The organism is Vibrio sp. 10N.261.52.A1, assembly GCF_002876325.1.
GTDB classification, from domain to species: domain Bacteria; phylum Pseudomonadota; class Gammaproteobacteria; order Enterobacterales; family Vibrionaceae; genus Vibrio; species Vibrio chagasii.
Genome location: NZ_MCYD01000753.1, coordinates 1 through 4,321, shown reverse-complemented (window position 1 = coordinate 4,321; position 4,321 = coordinate 1). Strand labels below are relative to the sequence as shown.

Below are 4,321 nucleotides of genomic sequence, written 5' to 3'. Positions count from 1 at the left end.
AGCAGGAATTTATGGTGGGTATGAGTGGTTGATTTAAGTATTCATTCGGTGATTTTATTTATCGTTCTGATAACTTTTGTAAATTGATTACCGAGTAATAGGCAGCGGTTTATAGCTAAAAAATCGGTGTTTTAAGTTCAGCTGAATTGAGTCAAAACCTTGCTTATTGCCTGAATTCTTGTCTGGCGCCTTTTCTACATACTGAGGGTTTGTCGTAAATGGAAAGATCCGTTGTCGTAAATGCCACTCGGTAGTTTGACGTTTCGCTCTTACTATCCTCGCACCAATTATGTGGGGGTGTTATGTATCGTTTTCTGTTTTGTAGTTTCGCACTTGTTCTCTTGTATCCAACGGCGATTGATTTGTATTTGGTTGGCTTGCCTCAAATCGCGGCTGATCTAAATGCCTCGGAGACGCAGCTACATGTGGCGTTTTCTATCTATCTTGCGGGCATGGCAACTACTATGCTGTTCGCAGGTAAATTTGCCGACAAGGTAGGAAGAAAGCCTGTCGCGATTTTCGGTGCGATTGTCTTTGCTATCTCTTCAATGTTCGGTGGCATTGTGACTAGTGCGGAACCGTTTCTAGCGGTGCGCTTTTTCCAAGGTGTTGGCGCGGGTTCATGTTATGTGGTGGCATTCGCCATACTCCGAGATGTGTTAGACGATCAAAAACGCGCTAAGGTGTTGTCGATGATGAATGGCATTACCTGCATCGTGCCAGTGCTTGCGCCGGTGGTCGGTCACTTAATCATGACGGTATACCCTTGGCCGAGTCTGTTCACGACTATGGCAAGTATGGGGGTAGTGGTGTGTTTGTTGTCGGTGTTAGTGCTAAGAGAAACCAAGCCGAATAGCGTAGGCTCGAAAGTCACAAAAGCTTCTGTGTCTCAATCAACTTCAACCGAAACTTTTAAGGAGCCCTTGTTTATCAGCCGAGTGATCATGACCAGCTTGGGCGTGACGGCGATTCTGACTTATGTGAATGTGTCTCCAATGCTGATAATGACTGAGCTTGGTTTCGACCGTGGTCAATACTCATATACCATGGCTCTCACTGCATTAGTCAGTATGCTGGTGTCGTTCTCTGCGCCATTTGCACTGAATGTATTTAGGCAGAAAAGCCTCATGCTGGTATCTCAAATATGCTTTGTGATTGCGGCTGTCTTGCTGCTTGCATCGATTGATGGTGGGCTAGGGCATTACGTGACGCTTGCTGGTTTTGCCCTCGTGTGCGGTGGCTTCTCGCTCGGTTTTGGCGTCGCAATGAGCCAAGCATTGAGTGGCTATTCACAACGAGCGGGCGTGGCGAGTTCGATATTGGGCGTTTCTCAGGTATGCACGTCGGCACTGTTTATCTGGTTGATGGGCGTTATCGGACTAAGTGCATTGAATATGTTGGTATTTATACTGGCTGCTGGTGGAGTTATCAGTATTGCTCTAATACTATGGGTAGGCCCTTCCCAAGTGAAAAGTGATTATGAAGAAGCCACTAGCCCGTCTTGATCTCAACCTGTTGTTCACTCTGCAATTGCTGCTGCAAGAGCAGAGTGTCTCAAAAGCTGCCAAAAAGCTTAACGTTACGCCCTCAACGGTGAGTAAATCACTGACTAAGCTTAGAGACTGGTTTGATGATCCTCTGTTTGTAAAAACGCCAAGGGGTTTAACGCCGACACCACTTGCGCTCAGCATGGTGAAAGATCTTCAAGACTGGCTGCAGATTGGTAGCCAAATTCTCACGACTCGTGGTGATGATGCGCCCAAAGATGTGCGATTGAATCTAGAGGCGGAATCCCCTCTGTCACTGATCATGCTCAATGAGCTGACGCAAAGCGTGTATCAACGCTATCCGAATGCGAAGATCAAAATGCGTAACTGGGATTATGACTCGATAGACTCTATTGTTCGTGGCGAATCTGATATTGGTTTTTCAGGGCGAGAAAGCCATCCGCGCTCGAAAGAGTCTCTAGACGCGCTGCCGTACTTCATCGATTTCGAGGTTTTGTTTCACGACATGCCAGTGGTGTATCTCAGAAAAGATCATCCTGCCTTACAGGAAGAGTGGAACCTTGAGGCTTTTCTCAAATACCCTCATATCAATATCGTGTGGGAAAAAAGCGAAACCTGGGCGCTGGATGAAGTGTTAACCGATCTACAACTAGACCGAAACATTGCTCTAACTCTTGCTGGCTTTGAGCAGTCTCTGTTTATGGCGGCTCAATCAAATCACTCTATGACGACGGTTGCGCCCAACTACTGTCGACGTTACGCAGAGCAACTTCACCCCAACCTAACCTGCTTACCTATTCCGTTAGACGAAGAACATGCCAATAAATTGCTAATTCCTTTCACTATGATTTGGCATAAACGCAATGCCTATAATCCGCTCGTTTTATGGCTAAAAGACACACTCAGATCGCTTTACCAGTTTGAAGGAAAACAGGTAAAAGACGTGAAAAGTGTCTAAAATTCTGTTGACCTGACTACAACTTCATAGTTTATCTTTGCTACCGAAATGAGAGGGGGAGTGCATGTATCGTATCTCTGAACTGGCCGAATTAGTTGGGCTGAGTCGTTCTACATTGTTGTATTACGGCAAGCTAGGTTTGATTGAAGCTCAGCGTCAGAGCAATGGCTATCGTCTTTATTCTGAAAAGGATCTACAACGTGTTCGCTTGTTACAGCAATTGCAAGCGGGCGGGTTGACGCTCAAAGAGTGCCAAGCCTGTTTAGATGCCAAGATCGAACGTAGTTTGTTGGAAAATAGACTCAAGCAGTTGGACGAAGAGCTACTGCAAAAACAGCGTTCACGAGATCTATTAGCAGCAATGTTAGGCGAAAGCGGATTAGAAGAGTGGCATGAGTCGATGGATAAGCTTGCGCCAGATGCACACCTCGATTGGTTAATTAAGCAGGGCTTTGATGAGAAACAGGCTCTGCGATTGAAGTGGTTATCGAAAGACATGAATGAACATGAACAATATATGGCGGATTTCGGCGTCATTTTTGAGGGACTAGAACGTTTAGGTCCCGGAACGAATGAGGACACGCTTACTGCGCTTTCCCACGTTCCGGAAGTACCGAAGCGCGTCCTTGAAATTGGTTGTGGTAAAGGTATTGCAACCTCCGTATTAACGAACGCGATGAAAAAACATCAGGCTGAAGTGCAGGTCACTGCGGTAGATAATGATCAGCCGTGTTTGGATATTCTAAACCAGCAAGCACTAGAACTTGGTCTCGACAGCAACATCAAAACGGTATGTGCAAGCATGATGGATTTACCGTTTGAAGCTAAATCATTCGACTTAATCTGGTCAGAGGGTAGTGCTTACATCATGGGTGTCCAGAAGGCACTTAAGCAGTGGCGAAAGTTACTCGCCGATGATGGCATATTAGTCGTGAATGACTTGGTCTGGAACACCGAGAACCCTAGCGAATCAGCCGAAGTGTTCTGGCAGAAAGAGTACCCAGATATGACGACGGTTTCTGAGCGCATTAAACAGGCAAAAGCAGCGGGCTATCAAGTCCTGAATGACTTTGCGATGAGTGATGCCGGTTGGCTTGCCTACTATCAACCTTTGCAAAAGCAAGTTGAGGCTCTGAAAGCGACGATGCCAAACTCAAAAGCGCTAGCAGATTGCGACAATGAAATTAAACAATTCTTCAATAACAGCAAGCTTGTGGAAGGCTCTCAAGACTCTGTGAAGCGTGATTTTGACTATCACTTTTTTGTGTTGAAGAAAGTACAGTAAGTGAAGGACACGATGAAATTTAGACAATACGATTCAAGCGAGATCGAAACGATCACTCAGCTTTTTACTCAAACCTTTACTGATTCAGAAGGTGAAAATGAAGGTAAAACTGTAGGTAAGCTTGCCAATGACCTTTTGACGACGACGGCTCCAGCAGAGCTACTTTGCTTTGTTGCGGAAGACGATTCTAGTGAGTCGGATACGGATAGTACGATCGTTGGTGCGATTATCTTTACTCCGCTTTCATTTGGCGATGAAACCAAGGCGTATTTACTTTCACCAGTAGCGGTGAGCACACAGGTTCAAAAGCGTGGTATCGGCCAACAACTGATTAACTTCGGCTTAGAGACTCTAAAAGAGCAGGGTGTCGAGCTTGCAGTGACATACGGTGATCCTAGTTATTATTCAAGAGTGGGCTTTGAGCAAATCACTGTTGAACAAATCCCTGCGCCATTTGAGTTGAGCTACTCTCACGGTTGGATCGCTCAATCGCTGACTGGCGGTGAAATCAAAGTGGCGAGCGAACAGTCTAGCTGTGTTGAAGCTTTGGCTCACGCTGAGTACTGGTAG

At 45.9% G+C, this 4,321-nt stretch carries 4 protein-coding genes; all 4 read left to right on the top strand.

The features are described from left to right. The first annotated feature begins 302 nt into the window (after positions 1 to 302). The 4 genes from BCT81_RS15555 to BCT81_RS15540 all read left to right on the top strand — a co-directional run bounded on the left by BCT81_RS15555 (position 303) and on the right by BCT81_RS15540 (position 4,321). Entirely contained in the window at positions 303 to 1,505 is a 1,203-nt protein-coding gene (locus tag BCT81_RS15555) for an MFS transporter (RefSeq protein ID WP_102425018.1), read from the top strand. Continuing rightward, entirely contained in the window at positions 1,480 to 2,466 is a 987-nt protein-coding gene (gene yidZ / locus BCT81_RS15550) for an HTH-type transcriptional regulator YidZ (RefSeq protein WP_102425017.1), read from the top strand. Before BCT81_RS15555 ends, yidZ begins: the two co-directional genes overlap by 26 nt. 64 nt (positions 2,467 to 2,530) lie before the next feature. Continuing rightward, positions 2,531 to 3,751, top strand: coding sequence for a MerR family transcriptional regulator (locus BCT81_RS15545; RefSeq protein WP_102425016.1), 1,221 nt, complete (start codon positions 2,531 to 2,533; stop codon positions 3,749 to 3,751). Beyond that, a complete protein-coding gene (locus BCT81_RS15540) occupies positions 3,752 to 4,321 on the top strand; it encodes an N-acetyltransferase (protein WP_102425015.1) in 570 nt (189 codons plus the stop codon). It begins immediately after the preceding gene.

Coding starts and splice junctions, on each gene's coding strand:
- BCT81_RS15555 (WP_102425018.1), top strand. CDS start 303: ATGTATCGTTTTCTGTTTTGTAGTTTCGCACTTGTTCTCTTGTATCCA.
- yidZ (WP_102425017.1), top strand. CDS start 1,480: ATGAAGAAGCCACTAGCCCGTCTTGATCTCAACCTGTTGTTCACTCTG.
- BCT81_RS15545 (WP_102425016.1), top strand. CDS start 2,531: ATGTATCGTATCTCTGAACTGGCCGAATTAGTTGGGCTGAGTCGTTCT.